The following is a 15,381-nucleotide window of genomic DNA, read 5'->3' on the forward strand; positions in this document are numbered from 1 at the left end:
GAATAAACCTGAATATTTAAGAGGTCAGCCTCGGTGTCCGACCCACGCTATGCCATTAAAGTCACTGTGTCCACGCGCTACCTGCCGGAGCAGTCCCACGAAGCCCAGAATCGCTTCGCCTTTGCCTATGACGTGACGATTACCAACGAGGGCAGCCTGCCTGCCCAGTTGCATGCTCGCCATTGGATCATTACCGATGGAAATGGCCGAACGCAGGAAGTTCGTGGCGCTGGCGTAGTGGGAGAACAGCCAGTCCTGGCTCCTGGCGCAACGCATCAATACAGCAGCGGTACAGTGCTCGAAACCCGTGTGGGCAGTATGCGTGGTAGCTATCAGATGGAGGCCAGCGATGGCCATGCCTTTGATGCACACATCGCCACCTTCCGCCTCGCTGTGCCGGGTTCCTTACACTGATGACCCTTTATGCCGTTGGCGACTTGCAAGGTTGCCTTGACCCGCTCAAGTGTCTACTGGACGAAGTGCGCTTCGATCCTGCAAAGGACTGTCTCTGGCTGGTTGGCGACTTGGTCAACCGTGGCCCGCAATCATTGGAAACGCTACGTTTCCTGTATGAGATGCGCGAGTCCATCATTACCGTTCTAGGTAATCATGACCTCCATCTGCTGGCGGTTTCACTGCATCCGGAGCGCATGAAGAAAAGCGATACGCTACGCAAGATTCTCAAGGCGCCGGACTGTAATGAGCTACTGATGTGGCTTCGTCAGCAGCCGCTTCTTCATTATGATGAGTCGCGAGACACTATTCTGGTTCATGCCGGCCTACCACCGCAATGGACACTGGAGCAGGCGCTTTCCCTTGCCAAGGAAGTGGAAACGGTCCTGCAGGATGATGATCGCTTCCCGCAATTTATTGAGGGTATGTACGGTAATGAACCTACACTCTGGGATGATGATCTGGAGGGTGCCACGCGCTGGCGTGTGATTACCAACTACCTGACCCGCATGCGCTTCTGTGCACCAGACGGCACACTGGAATTAAAAACCAAGGAAGCCTCCGGCAGTGCTCCGGACGGCTATGCACCATGGTTCAGCCATCAGGGTCGCCTGACCCGCCAGCATCGGTTGATCTTTGGCCACTGGGCGGCCCTTGAAGGCCGCTGCGATGAGCCAGGCGTTTTTGCGCTCGATACCGGCTGTGTCTGGGGTAACAAGATGACCTTACTGAATGTCGATACCGGCGAGCGCCATAACTGCGCCTGCCAGGAAGGAGGCTAGAGATGAGCGAGTTTCACTGTATTGATCCCGAGCAGGCCCTGGAACTGCGCCAGCGTGGCGCAACGGTGGTGGATATCCGCGATCCGCATAGCTACAGCACCTTGCACATTGCTGGCTCTCAACGGATCGACAACCAGACCCTGCTCGACTTCATGGCACAGGCAGACATGGACCAACCACTGGTCGTTGTGTGCTATCACGGCCATTCCAGCCAGAGCGCCGCAGCATTTTTTTCTCAGCAAGGCTTTAATGAAGTCTACAGCCTCGATGGCGGCTTCGAAGTATGGCGAAGCGTGTATCCCGACGAGACGGAAAGCGGCTCGTTTTGACTGGTCCTTCAAGCGCTTAGCACAAGCGTTTGACGATCCCGTTACACATAAGTCTAAAGAGAGACTTCCACATCTCCATAATCGGACTATTCTTGAATCAGGCCTTCCCATTCAGGGAGCCGGATTTCCGGCGGGCTATCGGTACGACGACCATTAGGTGTTCGGGGGAATTCCAAACGGTTGCTCCGTCGACTGTTGCTGTTTCCGTGCACGCGTACGACCGATCCCAGCCGGCTCGAGGGTATCCAGCGAGGAGACGTCATGAGCATTTTCAGTCACTTCCAGGGGCGTTTCGAAGCGACTCGTCAGGAAGAATATTCCCTTCAGGAATATCTTGAGATCTGCAAGAAGGACCGTACTGCCTATGCCAGTGCTGCTGAGCGTATGCTCATGGCTATTGGTGAACCGGAGCTGGTAGATACCGCCAGCGACTCGCGCCTTTCGCGCATTTTTTCCAACAAGGTAATCCGTCGTTACCCTGCCTTTGCAGATTTCCACGGGATGGAAGATTGCATTGAGCAGATCGTTTCGTATTTCCGGCATGCCGCCCAAGGCCTTGAAGAGAAAAAGCAAATCCTTTATCTCTTGGGCCCTGTGGGGGGCGGTAAATCTTCGCTGGCGGAAAAGCTCAAGCAGCTGATCGAGCGAATTCCCTTTTACGCCATCAAAGACTCCCCCGTTTTTGAATCTCCGTTGGGGCTCTTCAACCCTGATGAAGATGGCCAGATCCTTGAAGAAGACTATGGTATTCCACGCCATTACCTGCGCAGCATCATGTCACCTTGGGCAGCCAAGCGATTGCAGGAGTTTGGCGGAGATATCAGCAAGTTTCGCGTAGTAAAACTCTATCCCTCTATTCTGAACCAGATTGCCATTGCCAAGACCGAACCAGGCGATGAGAACAATCAGGATATTTCTGCTCTAGTGGGTAAGGTTGATATTCGTAAGCTTGAGGAATACCCACAAAACGACGCAGATGCTTATAGCTATTCAGGCGCTTTGTGCCGAGCTAACCAAGGCATGATGGAGTTTGTGGAAATGTTCAAGGCGCCTATCAAGGTGCTGCATCCACTTCTGACTGCGACTCAGGAGGGCAATTACAACAGTACCGAAGGTCTGGGCGCCCTACCTTATAGCGGGATCATCCTGGCCCACTCCAACGAATCAGAATGGCATACCTTCCGAAACAACAAGAACAACGAGGCCTTCATCGATCGTATCTACATCGTCAAGGTCCCGTATTGCCTGCGTGTTTCGGATGAGATGAAGATTTACGACAAACTCCTCATCAACAGCTCCCTGTCTCAGGCTCATTGCGCCCCTGACACACTCAAGATGCTGGCGCAGTTCTCTGTACTTTCTCGTTTGAAAGAGCCGGAGAACTCGAATATCTACTCCAAGATGCGGGTATACGACGGTGAAAACCTGAAAGATACTGACCCAAAGGCCAAGTCGATCCAGGAGTATCGCGACACTGCGGGTGTCGATGAAGGAATGAACGGCTTGTCTACACGCTTTGCCTTCAAGATCCTATCGCGCGTTTTCAACTTTGACGCCAACGAGATTGCGGCCAACCCAGTTCACTTGCTGTATGTACTTGAACAGCAGATCGAACAGGAGCAATTCCCGGCCGAGGTTCGTGAGCGCTACATGCGCTTTATCAAGGAGTACCTGGCGCCCCGCTATGTCGAGTTCATCGGTAAGGAGATCCAGACGGCCTACCTCGAATCGTATAGCGAGTATGGCCAAAACATCTTTGATCGCTATGTGCTGTATGCAGATTTCTGGATTCAAGATCAGGAGTATCGCGATCCTGAAACCGGTGAAATTCTCAATCGTGCTGCATTGAACGAGGAGCTGGAGAAGATCGAGAAGCCGGCGGGCATCAGCAATCCGAAAGACTTCCGCAACGAGATCGTCAACTTTGTCTTGCGGGCGCGAGCCAATAACAATGGCAAGAATCCCAGCTGGCTCTCTTACGAGAAGCTACGCACGGTCATCGAGAAGAAAATGTTCTCCAATACCGAGGACCTCTTGCCGGTTATCAGCTTCAATGCCAAGGCAAGCAAGGAAGACCAACAAAAGCACAACGACTTTGTGACTCGCATGGTCGAGCGTGGTTATACCGAGAAGCAAGTGCGGTTGCTGTCCGAGTGGTATCTGCGGGTACGGAAATCGCAGTAAAGAACGTAGCCGTACCGTCACAGGCAGAGACGGCTTGACCGTGCTCTGCCGTGACACGTCCAACGGTAGGCAAATCGCAACACATCAGGCCTATTGTGGGACAACGGACTGCTCCATTTCCGAGCCCGGAGGGCGTCTATGAGTTATGTCATCGACCGGCGTTTGAATGGTAAGAATAAAAGCACGGTAAACCGCACACGTTTCCTGCGGCGTTACCGCGAGCACATCAAGAAAGCGGTCGAAGAGGCCGTGAGCCGCCGCTCTATTACAGATATGGAGCATGGCGAGCAAATCAGTATTCCTGGCCGCGACATCGATGAGCCTGTGCTGCATCATGGTCGCGGCGGCAAGCAAACGACCGTTCATCCTGGTAACAAGGAGTTTTCTTCAGGGGATCGTATTCCTCGTCCGCAAGGTGGCGGCGGTGGCGGTGCGGGCCAAGGCAAGGCCAGTAACAGCGGCGAAGGCATGGATGACTTCGTATTCCAGATTACCCAGGACGAGTTTCTCGACTTCATGTTCGAGGACCTTGAACTGCCGAATCTGGTGAAAAAACAGCTGACCGGTAGCGACACGTTCAAGACGGTACGTGCCGGCATCAGCAGCGAAGGGAATCCGTCGCGCATCAATATCATCCGGACTTTACGCTCTGCGCATGCCCGGCGGATTGCCCTATCAGGTGGCAGTCGCAACAAGCTGCGTGAAGTAAAGGCGGAGTTGGCGCGGCTGCGTATTGAAGAGCCGGATAATCTCGGTGATATCCAGGCACTTGAAGCTGAGATCACACGGCTGCGTGCCCGAATCGATAAAGTACCGTTTCTAGATACCTTCGATCTTAAATATAACCTGCTCAGCAAACAGCCTACTCCGAGCTCTAAGGCGGTGATGTTCTGCCTGATGGACGTCTCGGGTTCGATGACTCAAGCGACCAAGGATATCGCCAAGCGTTTTTTCATCCTGCTCTATCTATTCCTCAAACGTAATTACGAGCGGATCGACGTCGTCTTTATTCGCCACCACACCAGTGCGCGTGAAGTCGATGAAGAGGAGTTTTTCTACTCCCGCGAAACGGGCGGTACGATTGTGTCCAGTGCACTCAAGCTCATGCAGGAAATCATGGCGGAAAGGTATCCCATCAATGAGTGGAACCTGTATGCCGCACAGGCTTCAGACGGTGATAACTGGAACGATGACTCGCCTATCTGCAAGGACATCCTGGTCCGACAGATTCTGCCATTCATGCAGTACTACACGTACGTTGAGATCACGCCACGGGAGCATCAGGCCTTGTGGTACGAATACGAGCAGGTGCGCGGAATGTTTCCAGAGTCCTTTTCACAGCAGCAGATCGTATCGGCTGGTGACATTTACCCGGTGTTTCGTGAACTGTTCCAGCGGAGGCTTGTGTCATGAAGCGTCAGCCTATCTCCACCGGTTCAGAGTGGACGTTCGAACTTGTACAGACCTACGACCGGGAAATCGGTCGTATCGCCAAGCGCTATGCGCTGGATACCTATCCTAACCAGATCGAGATCATCACGGCCGAACAGATGATGGATGCCTATGCCTCCGTCGGCATGCCTATCGGCTACAACCACTGGTCCTATGGCAAACATTTTCTCCATACCGAAAAGAACTACAAGCGCGGCCAAATGGGCCTGGCCTACGAGATCGTAATCAACTCGGACCCTTGCATCGCCTATCTGATGGAAGAAAACACCATTACGATGCAGGCGCTCGTTATTGCCCATGCCTGCTATGGTCATAACAGCTTCTTCAAAGGCAATTACCTGTTCCGTACCTGGACAGATGCCAGCTCCATCATCGACTACCTTGTCTTTGCCAAGCAATACATTACGCAGTGCGAAGAGCGCCATGGCATCGATGCGGTAGAAGACCTGCTCGACTCATGTCATGCCCTCATGAACTACGGCGTAGATCGCTATAAGCGGCCTTATCCGATCTCTGCCGAGGAAGAGCGCCGCCGGCAAAAGGAACGTGAAGAACTCTTGCAGCGTCAGGTCAATGACCTCTGGCGTACTATTCCAAAGATGGGAGACAAGGATAAGCACGAAGAGGATTCACGCTTCCCTACCGAGCCGCAGGAAAATATCCTTTATTTCCTGGAAAAACATGCGCCGCTACTAGAGCCCTGGCAGCGGGAAGTGATCCGAATCGTACGCAAGATCGCCCAGTACTTTTACCCGCAACGTCAAACTCAGGTAATGAACGAGGGCTGGGCAACGTTTTGGCATTACACATTGCTTAACGACCTCTACGATGAAGGCCTTGTGACCGATGGCTTCATGTTTGAATTCCTGCAGTCTCACTCAGGCGTCATCTACCAACCAAGCTTCGACAGCCCCTACTACAGTGGCATCAATCCTTATACCTTGGGCTTTTCCATGTTCCGCGATATCCGTCGAATTTGCGAAAACCCAACAGAAGAGGATAAGCGCTGGTTTCCTGATATTGCAGGCAGTGATTGGCTATCTACCGTCACATTCGCCATGAAGAGCTTCAAGGACGAGAGCTTTATCCTCCAGTTCCTGTCACCCAAGGTGATCCGGGATCTGAAGCTCTTTAGCATTCTGGACGATGATCATCGTGACGAACTGGAGGTTGCCGCCATTCACGACGATCGTGGTTATCGCCTGATCCGTGAGCAATTGGCAGCTCAATACAATCTCGGCAACCGCGAACCTAACATACAGATCTGGAATATCAACCGTCGTGGCGATCGCTCTCTTACACTGCGGCACACACAGCATGATCGCAAGCCATTAGGCGAGTCCACCGAAGAAGTCCTCAAGCATTTGCATCGCCTGTGGGGCTTTGATATACACCTTGAAACGGCTCAAGGCGATCAGATCGTGAGCACTCAACATGTCCCGCCTCGAGAGGGCCACCGCGATCTCGATCCTCGACGTACTGATATCGCTATTTCACCCATTTAACCCCAAGGCCTCACATGAGGCCTTGTTTCTTTATCTCTCCTTTGGCGTTTACCCACTTCACCGTTATCCTGCTGCCTTCAGGAGGTGAAGCATGCAGATATACAAGGTGGGTGGTGCGGTTCGGGATCGATTGCTAGAGCAACCCGTTACAGAGATAGATTGGGTTGTCGTAGGTGGCACCGCCGAAGAGCTTACTGCTCAGGGTTTTCGCCCTGTTGGCGCAGACTTCCCTGTCTTCCTTCACCCCAAGACCGGTGACGAATATGCCTTGGCGCGTACGGAGCGTAAAAGCGGCCGTGGCTACGGCGGCTTTACTTTTTTTGCAAGTCCGGAAGTAACGCTGGAAGACGATCTTATCCGGCGAGACCTCACCATCAATGCAATGGCAGAAGATGAAGCCGGACATGTAATCGACCCTTACGGCGGTTTGAAAGACTTGCAAGCGCGCTTATTACGCCATGTGTCACCTGCGTTCATGGAGGACCCGCTGCGTGTGCTACGTGTAGCTCGTTTTGCTGCACGTTATGCCCCGCTTGGCTTTACCGTAGCTCAGGAAACGCTTGAGCTGATGCAACACATGGCGGCCAGCGGTGAATTGGATGCCTTGACACCTGAACGCATGTGGAAAGAAATATCCCGCGCATTGATGGAGTCCAGGCCAGATGTTTTCATCCAGACACTGCACTTATGTGGCGCCTTGGCTGTATTAATGCCAGAGATCGACTCTCTGTTAAAGACTGACCCCGATCTGTCTGCCAGCCATACGCTAAGTGTGTTGCGCCAATGCGCCAACCACAATCAAACCCTCCCCATACGCTGGGCATGCTTACTCATGCAGGTGAAAAGGGATCAAGGCGCAACTGCGCCGGGCTCTATCCAAGCCATCAATAGTCGCTTTAAGACTCCGCGCGACTGTAGCGAGTTGGCACTGTTGGTCGGCCAGTATCATTGCCACGTCAAACGTGCCGCTGAGCTGACATCCAAGGAACTATTAGAGCTATTCCAGAGCTTTGACGTGTTCCGTCGGCCGACTCGTCTTGAGGAGTTTCTCCAATCTTGCGAAATGGATAGGTATGGCCAAAGCCATCCTTATGTCCAGGCAAGCTATATACGCTCAGCGGCTCAGGCTGCACGCGCTATAACGGTGCAGCCTCTGCTGGAAAAAGGACTAAAAGGCGCCGAACTTGGAGACGCCCTGAAACACTCGCGTCTTGAGGCTATTGAAAGTCATCGCCAGGCTTATGTAGCTGGAAATGCCTGACAAAGCGTGTCAGGCGTCAACGCCTGCCCACGCCACGTAAACGGTACCGGCCATAAACGCTGGACCTTTGGCATTGCAGCCCAAAGGGACGCGTAATCGCGGCCGTCTACAGGATGTTTGACGGAGGCTGCCACTAACGAGAGCGGCCATAGTACAAATGCATTCTTAAGGATCTCCGCACGAGGCAGAATCAGCCCGTCCAGGTTTCCTACCAGATCACCATACGTCAGGATGTCGATATCAAGCGGCAAACCGGTGCGCTCTGGAGCATAACGGCCATTATCAGCTTCAATATGCTTGAGGCGTACGCTCAAATCAGCCAGGCACAGATTCGTTTGGACCTTGACGACCAGATTGAAAAACGGCTCGCTCTTTATGCCTACGGCCTCGCTTTCGAACACAGGAGAGCATGTCAGATCACCACACAGGGACGACAGGGCCTCTAATGCCGCCGTTAGATGCTGCTCACGCGCGGTATTGCTGCCAAGGCCAAGGTATACCGTGGTCAGAGACATCCGCGCTCGATCTCCACGCCTACGCCAGCTGCCGTTGGTACGGCGCCAGGTTTAGTAATTTTCAAGCGTAACCCAGGCAACTGGAATTCACGCATCAAAAGACTGGCCAGACGCTCAGCAAACGTCTCAACCAACTGGAAGCTCGACTGATGGGCAAACGTAGTAATGCGCTCTGCGACCGCAGCATAATTAAGGGTCTTGTCGAGCTCGTCATTATCGGCTGAAGGACGAATATCCCAAGCCATGGTGACATCCAGACGCAAACACTGCCGAATTTCACGCTCCCAGTCATACACACCAATAACGGTGTCGACTTCCAATCCTTCGATGAATATCTTATCCACAACCCTCTCCAGCGCCCACACGCGCGTTATTTGAAAAGCCCAGTCACCGTATCGCGGTCAGACAAAGATTCCCATTAGAATCTGGAGGTATCGCCCTCTCGGGAACATCATCATGGTTTGGTTGCTGGCTACTTTCGCCTATTTGCTCGGCTCCGTATCGTTTGCCGTCTTGCTCAGTCGTGCCTTTGGCCTCAATGACCCCAGAAATAGCGGTTCGGGCAATCCCGGCGCAACCAACATGTTTCGGCTCGGAGGCAAACGTCTAGCCATCCTGACACTACTCGGTGACCTGAGTAAAAGCCTCATACCTATTCTATTGGCTCGCACCCTAGGCCTGTCTGAGGCCGAGCAAGCCTGGATCGGGCTGGCAGCCGTACTGGGCCATGTCTACCCGCTCTACTTCCAATTTCGCGGTGGCAAGGGTGTTGCTACGGCTGCAGGCATGCTGCTAGGTCTTTATCCCTGGGCTGCGCTACTGGCGGCAAGCATCTGGGGAGTCATCTTTACAGTCACCCGCATCAGCTCACTGGCTGCACTGACCGCCACGCTACTCTGCCTACCGCTTATCGTCTGGCATCAGCATAGCGTTCTACTACCACTGCTCGGACTTACCGCTCTCATCGTGCTTCGCCACCATGCGAACCTTAAGGCCCTGCTAGCAGGGCGAGAGCGTCATTTCTAAATAGAATGGATGCTTCTGACCCAAGGCACTTACCCAGTTACGCTCCTGGCATTACTCAGACCGCTGGTAACTGCTCCATTGGCCAGCGAGCCTGTACCTGAATAGCAGGGCCATCATGCTGACCGGCCAGCAAACGCTGACAACCGGCATAGGCGATCATGGCGCCATTGTCCGTACAGAACCGTGGACGAGCATAAAAAACATGTCCACGCAGCTCACTCAGCATACCCTCCAGCGACACCCTCAGGGCTGTATTAGCACTAACGCCTCCCGCAATTACTAGGGATTTAAGCCCCGTCTGCTTAAGGGCACGCTTGCACTTGATAGTAAGCGTCTCGACAACCGCGCGTTGAAAGGCCAGAGCAACGTCACAACGGGTTTGCTCGCTGTTATCACCTGCTGCCTCGCATTGCTGCCAGGTATTGAGGGCAAAGGTCTTGAGGCCGCTAAAGCTGAAGTCAAGACCGGGCCTGTCTGTCATTGGTCGAGGAAAAACGAAGCGATCAGGATTACCACTGAGCGCAAGCCGAGCGATTTCCGGCCCCCCGGGATAACCGAGTCCTAAAAGCTTGGCTGTCTTATCAAAGGCTTCACCTGCAGCATCGTCTACGGACTCTCCCAGAAGCTGGTAACGGCCGATCCCGTCTACCCGTACTAGCTGTGTATGACCGCCCGACACTAACAAAGCGACGAACGGAAATTCCGGTGGTTGCTCCTCAAGCATGGGTGCCAGCAAATGGCCCTCCATGTGGTGAACGCCCAAGGCCGGGACCCCCCAAGCCAGGCTCAAAGCCTGAGCAAAGGAGGCGCCCACCAACAGCGCGCCTACTAGTCCTGGACCGGCCGTATAGGCAATAGCATCGACATCAGTTGGCTTACTGCCGGCCTCGTCTAACACCTGATTGATAAGGGGGAGCATTCGCTTCACATGGTCACGGGAGGCCAATTCAGGCACTACCCCACCATAAACACGATGCAAATCGATTTGACTGAACAACGCATCGGACAAAAGTCCACGTTCGCTGTCAAAGAGTGCGACACCTGTTTCGTCGCAGGACGTTTCGAGTCCCAGAACACGCATGGGCAGATGGCCTTCGGCCTGACGATGAATGAAGCAGGCATAATAATCCCACCTATTTCTTCAGACCAGCGCTTTCGTCCGGAAGCTTTGCATTTACCCTGGCGAAGCGTTACTATCCGCAACCCTTAAAAACCGACGCTTTACATGGCTAAGGCCTCAAGCGTTGAATCCACCCCCGGTAAAACATTGAAGGTACGACCTGGATGCCCGCCGTCAAAGTCAAAGAAAACGAACCCTTCGACGTAGCCCTGCGTCGTTTCAAGCGCTCTTGCGAAAAAGCCGGTGTTCTGGCTGAAGTTCGCAGCCGCGAGTTCTACGAAAAGCCTACTTCCGAGCGCAAGCGCAAGGCAGCTGCTGCTGTTAAGCGTCATGCCAAGAAAGTGCAGCGCGAACAGCGCCGCCGCGAGCGTCTGTACTGATCAGACGCCTGCAAGGCTAACGGCTCCGCCCGACCACTGGTCGGGCTGAACGTAATTGATTCGCCAATCCGCACCACCTGTCAAGCATGCACCCATGCCTGATGCATTCCTGTTGAACATCCTTTCGCCACATGCGTCAGTATGCTCAAGTTTCAGTAGTCGAATACATATTTTAAGCAAGCGACCTGCGCATGGAAGCAATTACGTTTCATCGCGTATGCTAATGGCCCTCCCTGAGCCGAACGCACCATGGCCGGACTGATCCCTCAGAGCTTTATTGACGACCTACTCAACCGCACCGACATTGTCGAAGTGGTAGGGTCTCGCATCAAACTCAAAAAGACCGGCAAGAATTTCAGTGCGCTGTGTCCTTTTCACAATGAAAAGAGCCCTTCCTTTAGCGTAAGTCCAGACAAACAGTTCTATTACTGCTTCGGTTGTGGCGCTGGCGGGAATGCCCTTGGCTTTGTCATGGATCATGACAATCTGGAGTTTCCAGAAGCCGTCGAGGAACTGGCCAGAAAAGCCGGCCTTGACGTTCCACGGGAAGAAAGCAGCAATAATGGCCCACGCAAACCGCGTCAGATGGTGGACTCTCCACTGTATGCCCTGCTGGCCGATGCAGCTACGTTCTACCGCCAGGCACTCAAGAGCCATCCCCAGCGTAAAGCGGCGGTCGATTATTTGAAAAAGCGCGGCCTGACCGGTGAAATTGCTCGTGATTACGGTTTAGGGTTTGCACCGCCCGGTTGGGACAATCTGCTTAAACATCTGGCAGGCGATGAGCTCCAGCAAAAAGCCATGATTGAGGCTGGCCTGCTGATTGAAAACGTCGAAAACGGGAAACGCTACGACCGTTTTCGTGATCGCGTCATTTTTCCCATCAAGGACAGTCGTGGACGCATTATTGCCTTTGGCGGCCGTGTATTGGGTGATGAAAAACCCAAGTACCTGAACTCTCCTGAAACCCCCGTGTTTCATAAAGGCCAAGAGCTTTATGGTCTGTTCGAGGCACGTCGAGCCAACCGAGACCTTGATGAAATCATTGTCGTGGAAGGCTACATGGATGTAATTGCTCTCGCACAGCAAGGCATACGAAATGCCGTAGCCACCTTGGGTACGTCTACCAGCGAAGAGCACATTAAGCGCCTGTTTCGCCTGGTGCCTCAGATTCTGTTCTGCTTTGATGGCGATAAGGCTGGCCGTAGCGCCGCATGGCGAGCACTCGAGTCTGCATTGCCTACTCTGCAGGATGGCCGCAAAATCCGCTTTCTCTTCCTGCCGGAAGGTGAGGACCCAGATTCACTCGTCAGAGCAGAAGGGCCAGATGCATTTCAGGCACGCTTCGTCCAGCAGGCACTGCCGCTGGCCGAATACTTCTTTCAGCAACTGGCAGCCGAGGCTGATCCGTCTACCCTGGAAGGAAAAGCGCACCTTGCGACATTGGCCATACCGCTAATTGAAAAGGTCCCGGGAAATAACTTAAGAGCACTCATGCGCTTGCGCCTGAGTGAGCTGACCGGGCTTAACAACGACTCACTCAACCAGTTCGCCAGCGCACCCGCTACGGCACCAAGGCCCGCTGACGAACCGCACTATGAACAGGACAGCTACTACGATAGCGGCTACGACTCACCTGCGCCTGCAGCGCCTTACCCAGGCAGTAGTCGCACAGGCAAGCCCTCGTATAGCGGAAAAAATGGATTCCGAGGCAAGAAACCGTTTGGATTCAAAAGTGATCCCGCCATGCGGGCTCCACGTGAGCCAGTCAAGGTCGAGCCACCTACCCTTGCAGCATTACGGAGTCTGGTGCATCGCCCTTCGCTAGCGCTACAGGTTCAGGATGCCAAGAATATTGCCGAAGAAAATGACCAGTACGCACAGCTTCTTGTTGCCCTGGTTGACGCCTTGCAGAAGAAGCCCGAGCAAAGCACCTTGCAGCTGCTGGCTCGCTGGCATGGAACCGAACAAGGCAAACTATTACGCGTTTTAGCCGAAAAAGAGTGGTTGATTTCGGGTGATAACCTTGAACAACAGTTTTTCGACACCATTACTAGGCTTGCCGCAAGCCAGCGTGAACGCAGCCTTGAACAGCTGCTCCGCAAGGCGCGCCAAAGCGAACTCAGCATTGAAGAGAAGGACCGTCTGCGCGAGCTTCTTAGCCGCCCAGCTGTGCCATCAACCTGATTCTGGCAAGAAAGCCGCCTGATCGGCTATAATACTCAGCTTATTTTTGCCCGCCTATGCCTTCGTGGAAGGGTGTTTATGTCCGGAAAAGCGCAACAGCAATCTCGTCTTAAAGAGTTGATCGCCCGCGGTCGCGAGCAGGGTTACCTGACGTACTCGGAAGTCAACGACCACCTGCCGGAGGATATCTCCGATCCAGAGCAGGTGGAAGACATCATCCGCATGATCAACGACATGGGGATCAACGTATTCGAAACAGCTCCGGATGCGGATACCCTACTGCTCGCAGAAGCGGATACCGATGAAGCCGCCGCTGAAGAAGCTGCCGCCGCACTGGCTGCAGTCGAAAGCGATGTTGGTCGTACGACCGACCCAGTGCGCATGTATATGCGTGAAATGGGTACCGTTGAGCTCTTGACCCGTGAAGGCGAGATTGAAATCGCCAAGCGTATCGAGGAAGGTATCCGAGAAGTCATGAGCGCTATTGCTCACTTCCCGGGTTCGGTTGAATACATTCTTAGCGAATATGATCGGGTTACGTCTGAAGGCGGTCGCCTGTCCGACGTTCTCAGCGGCTACATCGATCCTGATGACGGCTCGCTGCCCGAAAACGAAAGCGATGACATCCCTGTGCCCAAGGCCAAAGATGGCGCCGCCGAACAAAATGATGACGATGAGGAAAGCGAAGGCGATGACTCCGAAGACGAGACCGAAAGCGGTCCGGATCCGGAAGAAGCCCGTCAGCGCTTCGCAGCCGTAGCCGAGCAGCTTGAGAAAGCCCGCAAGGCGCTTCAAAAGCATGGTCGCAGCAGTGATCAGGCTATCGAAGAGCTGGTTGCACTGGCCACGCTGTTCATGCCGATCAAGCTGGTACCCAAGCAGTACGAAGCTCTGGTGAGCCGCGTACGCGGGTCGCTGGACCGTGTTCGTGCTCAGGAACGTGCCATCATGCAGCTGTGTGTACGTGATGCACGCATGCCACGTGCTGACTTCCTGCGTTCGTTCCCCAGCAACGAAACCAATCTTGAGTGGATCGACAAGGTTCTCAAGAACAAGCCCAAGTACGCCGAGGCCCTTGAGCGCCTGCGTCCTGATATTCAGCGCAATCAGGAAAAGCTGATCGCACTGCAAAAGGAGCTTGACCTGACAGTTGCCGAGATCAAAGAGATCAACCGCAACATGTCTATCGGCGAAGCCAAGGCCCGTCGTGCAAAGAAAGAGATGGTCGAGGCTAACCTTCGTCTCGTAATCTCGATTGCCAAGAAATACACAAACCGTGGCTTGCAGTTCCTCGACTTGATCCAGGAAGGCAATATCGGTCTGATGAAAGCGGTAGATAAGTTCGAATATCGCCGTGGTTACAAGTTCTCCACCTATGCTACATGGTGGATTCGTCAGGCGATTACCCGCTCTATTGCTGACCAGGCGCGGACTATCCGTATTCCGGTTCACATGATCGAAACGATCAACAAGCTCAACCGTATTTCCCGTCAAATGTTGCAGGAAATGGGGCGTGAGCCGACGCCGGAAGAGCTGGGTGAGCGCATGGACATGCCTGAGGACAAGATCCGCAAGGTATTGAAGATCGCTAAAGAGCCGATCTCCATGGAAACACCGATCGGTGATGACGAAGACTCCCATCTGGGCGACTTCATTGAAGACTCGACCATGCAGTCTCCGATTGAAGTAGCGACCAGCGAGAGTCTGAAGGAAGCTACGCGCGATGTCCTGGCAGGATTGACGGCCCGTGAGGCTAAAGTGCTCCGTATGCGCTTTGGTATCGATATGAATACCGACCATACGCTTGAAGAGGTAGGTAAGCAGTTCGATGTAACGCGCGAGCGTATTCGCCAGATTGAGGCCAAGGCGCTGCGTAAGCTGCGTCATCCGTCCCGTAGCGAGCATCTCCGCTCGTTCCTAGACGAATAAATGAGAAAACCGGAGCCCATGCTCCGGTTTTTTTATACGCTTTGTTTTGCCATTTGCATCGATATGGGTATAATGCGGCCCTCTCGTAGGGCCTGTAGCTCAGTCGGTTAGAGCAGAGGACTCATAATCCTTTGGTCGAGAGTTCGAGTCTCTCCGGGCCCACCAGAAATTCGAAAGTATTACAGGGGCGTCGCCAAGCGGTAAGGCAGCAGGTTTTGATCCTGCCATGCGTTGGTTCGAATCCAGCCGCCCCTGCCA

14 protein-coding genes and 2 tRNA genes are annotated in these 15,381 nt (G+C 53.7%); 13 read left to right on the plus strand and 3 right to left on the minus strand.

Going from position 1 to position 15,381, the window contains the following annotated elements; genetic code table 11:
• Window positions 1-33 precede the first annotated feature (33 nt).
• The 7 genes from apaG to IEX86_RS16905 all read left to right on the plus strand — a co-directional run bounded on the left by apaG (window position 34) and on the right by IEX86_RS16905 (window position 7,966).
• Window positions 34-414, plus strand: coding sequence for a Co2+/Mg2+ efflux facilitator ApaG/CorD (gene apaG, locus IEX86_RS16875; protein ID WP_188867318.1), 381 nt, complete (start codon window positions 34-36; stop codon window positions 412-414).
• The gene (locus IEX86_RS16880) at window positions 414-1,235 is read left to right on the plus strand and encodes a symmetrical bis(5'-nucleosyl)-tetraphosphatase (protein WP_188867319.1); all 822 of its coding nucleotides are present in this window, start codon (window positions 414-416) and stop codon (window positions 1,233-1,235) included. Before apaG ends, IEX86_RS16880 begins: the two co-directional genes overlap by 1 nt.
• A gap of 2 nt (window positions 1,236-1,237) precedes the next feature.
• Entirely contained in the window at window positions 1,238-1,564 is a 327-nt protein-coding gene (glpE, locus tag IEX86_RS16885) for a thiosulfate sulfurtransferase GlpE (protein ID WP_188867320.1), read from the plus strand.
• Between the two features lie 261 nt (window positions 1,565-1,825).
• The gene (locus tag IEX86_RS16890) at window positions 1,826-3,748 is read left to right on the plus strand and encodes a PrkA family serine protein kinase (protein WP_188867321.1); all 1,923 of its coding nucleotides are present in this window, start codon (window positions 1,826-1,828) and stop codon (window positions 3,746-3,748) included.
• 138 nt (window positions 3,749-3,886) lie between these two features.
• Window positions 3,887-5,161 carry a YeaH/YhbH family protein gene (locus tag IEX86_RS16895; RefSeq protein WP_188867322.1) on the plus strand — a complete coding sequence of 425 codons (1,275 nt, stop codon included), beginning with the start codon at window positions 3,887-3,889 and terminating at the stop codon, window positions 5,159-5,161.
• Window positions 5,158-6,705 carry a SpoVR family protein gene (locus IEX86_RS16900; RefSeq protein ID WP_188867323.1) on the plus strand — a complete coding sequence of 516 codons (1,548 nt, stop codon included), beginning with the start codon at window positions 5,158-5,160 and terminating at the stop codon, window positions 6,703-6,705. The genes IEX86_RS16895 and IEX86_RS16900 overlap by 4 nt, the downstream gene beginning before the upstream one ends.
• Before the next feature lie 91 nt (window positions 6,706-6,796).
• A complete protein-coding gene (locus tag IEX86_RS16905; protein WP_188867324.1) occupies window positions 6,797-7,966 on the plus strand; it encodes a multifunctional CCA addition/repair protein in 1,170 nt (389 codons plus the stop codon).
• On the opposite strand, the gene folK is transcribed toward IEX86_RS16905, so the two are convergent.
• Both folK and folB read right to left on the minus strand, forming a co-directional pair.
• Window positions 7,945-8,481, minus strand: coding sequence for a 2-amino-4-hydroxy-6-hydroxymethyldihydropteridine diphosphokinase (gene folK / locus IEX86_RS16910; RefSeq protein WP_188867325.1), 537 nt, complete (start codon window positions 8,479-8,481; stop codon window positions 7,945-7,947). The genes IEX86_RS16905 and folK overlap by 22 nt on opposite strands.
• Complete coding sequence (gene folB / locus IEX86_RS16915) at window positions 8,472-8,825, minus strand: dihydroneopterin aldolase (protein ID WP_188867326.1); 354 nt, start codon at window positions 8,823-8,825, stop codon at window positions 8,472-8,474. The genes folK and folB overlap by 10 nt, the downstream gene beginning before the upstream one ends.
• A 112-nt stretch (window positions 8,826-8,937) precedes the next feature.
• On the opposite strand from folB, the gene plsY reads away from it, so the two are divergent.
• Complete coding sequence (gene plsY, locus IEX86_RS16920) at window positions 8,938-9,507, plus strand: glycerol-3-phosphate 1-O-acyltransferase PlsY (RefSeq protein WP_188867327.1); 570 nt, start codon at window positions 8,938-8,940, stop codon at window positions 9,505-9,507.
• Between the two features lie 55 nt (window positions 9,508-9,562).
• Here the strand turns inward: plsY and tsaD are convergent, their stop codons facing one another.
• On the minus strand, window positions 9,563-10,588 hold the full coding sequence (gene tsaD, locus IEX86_RS16925; RefSeq protein WP_188867328.1) for a tRNA (adenosine(37)-N6)-threonylcarbamoyltransferase complex transferase subunit TsaD: 1,026 nt from the start codon (window positions 10,586-10,588) through the stop codon (window positions 9,563-9,565).
• Between the two features lie 203 nt (window positions 10,589-10,791).
• Here tsaD and rpsU point away from each other — a divergent pair, with 203 nt between their 5' ends.
• The 5 genes from rpsU (at window position 10,792) to IEX86_RS16950 (ending at window position 15,381) form a co-directional block, all read left to right on the plus strand.
• Window positions 10,792-11,007 (plus strand): 30S ribosomal protein S21, encoded by a 216-nt coding sequence (rpsU, locus tag IEX86_RS16930; protein ID WP_010795989.1) that lies wholly within the window; start codon window positions 10,792-10,794, stop codon window positions 11,005-11,007.
• Between the two features lie 249 nt (window positions 11,008-11,256).
• Window positions 11,257-13,194: a DNA primase gene (dnaG, locus tag IEX86_RS16935; protein ID WP_188867329.1), complete on the plus strand. Its 1,938-nt coding sequence runs from the start codon at window positions 11,257-11,259 to the stop codon at window positions 13,192-13,194.
• Window positions 13,195-13,272: 78 nt separating this feature from the next.
• Window positions 13,273-15,123 carry an RNA polymerase sigma factor RpoD gene (gene rpoD, locus IEX86_RS16940; protein WP_188867330.1) on the plus strand — a complete coding sequence of 617 codons (1,851 nt, stop codon included), beginning with the start codon at window positions 13,273-13,275 and terminating at the stop codon, window positions 15,121-15,123.
• 88 nt (window positions 15,124-15,211) lie between these two features.
• Window positions 15,212-15,288 (plus strand) — tRNA-Ile (locus IEX86_RS16945).
• Window positions 15,289-15,306: 18 nt separating this feature from the next.
• Window positions 15,307-15,381, plus strand: a tRNA-Gln gene (locus IEX86_RS16950).

Source organism: Pseudomonas asuensis, from assembly GCF_014646755.1.
Classification (GTDB): domain Bacteria; phylum Pseudomonadota; class Gammaproteobacteria; order Pseudomonadales; family Pseudomonadaceae; genus Chryseomonas; species Chryseomonas asuensis.